Source organism: Alcanivorax sp. HI0044 (assembly GCF_001634945.1).
Map to the genome: position 1 here is coordinate 1 of NZ_LWEZ01001570.1, position 1,131 is coordinate 1,131.

Annotated in this window: 1 pseudogene; it reads left to right on the forward strand. The window is 58.5% G+C overall.

Annotated elements, in window-relative coordinates:
- A pseudogene (locus A3730_RS23625) lies at positions 1-1,131 on the forward strand (DUF11 domain-containing protein); the annotation flags it as partial.

Below are 1,131 nucleotides of genomic sequence, written 5' to 3' on the forward strand. Positions count from 1 at the left end.
CGGAGCAGGCGGAAGCACAGCGGGTGACCTCCAATCTGGTGCAGACGTTGGTGCAGAACGTGCCGGGCATTGAACTGGTCAGTGATCAGGGCAAACCAGCACTGCCAGGCGGGCTGGTCTATTTCTCCCATGTATTGACCAATACCGGTAATGGGCGCGACCAGTATCAGTTGTGTATTACCAATGTGGATAGCGACATTGATGCCTGGGCCGTTTACGCCGATGGCAACGGCGATGGCCAACCCGATGCGGGGGGCGCCTTGTTTACCCAGACAGACGCGGATGGCTGCTGGGATAGCCGGACCCCGGACATGATTTCCGGCGAAACGTTTTCGCTGGTGGTGGAAGCTGAATTGTCGGCTGGAACGGTGGCGGGCCAACAGCCGTCATTGCAGGTTCGTGCGCGCAGTGATGCGGATAACTCCCTGCTGGCTATCAATACGGATGAAGCGGATGTCATCGATGGCCCGGTGATTGAAGTGGTCAAGTCATTGAGCCAGCGGGAAGGCCGCTCCCCGGATGGGCCGATCACCGTCACCCTGGATTACCGTAACCCATCGGACCAGGCGGCCACCGATATCGTCATTGAAGATGTGCTGCCCACCGTTTCCGTGGATGGGGTGTCAGCAGGCATGACCTATGTGCCGGATTCCGCTCGCTGGACGTTTACCGGTAATACTCCACTCACGGACGACGGCGATGATGGCAATCAGGGCAATGCCCCTAACCTGATCCGTTATTGTGCCTACGATACGGATGCTGTCGAACCGGATTGTCAGGATCGGGTACGGGCGGTTGTTACGCAGTTGCCGCCGGGCGGTGTCGGCACCCTCACGTTCGATGTCACTCTTGATGCGGGCTTGAGCGCCGGTGACCGGGTTCGCAATACGGGCCGTTTCCGCTATTCCAACGAAGCCGGCGATACGGATTTCGGTACACCGTCTCCGTTCAGCACCAATGCCGTGAGCTATCAGGTTATTGACCGGGCGTTGGCCCCGGCTGTGGTGGCTAATAACAGCGAAAACGACAGCGTGACGGGTAGTGATGATGTAAGCGATACCGGTAACCGTGTCGAGATTGCCAGCGCCGGCCAGGGTGGCACTGTGCTGTTCAACAACGTGATCTGGAATA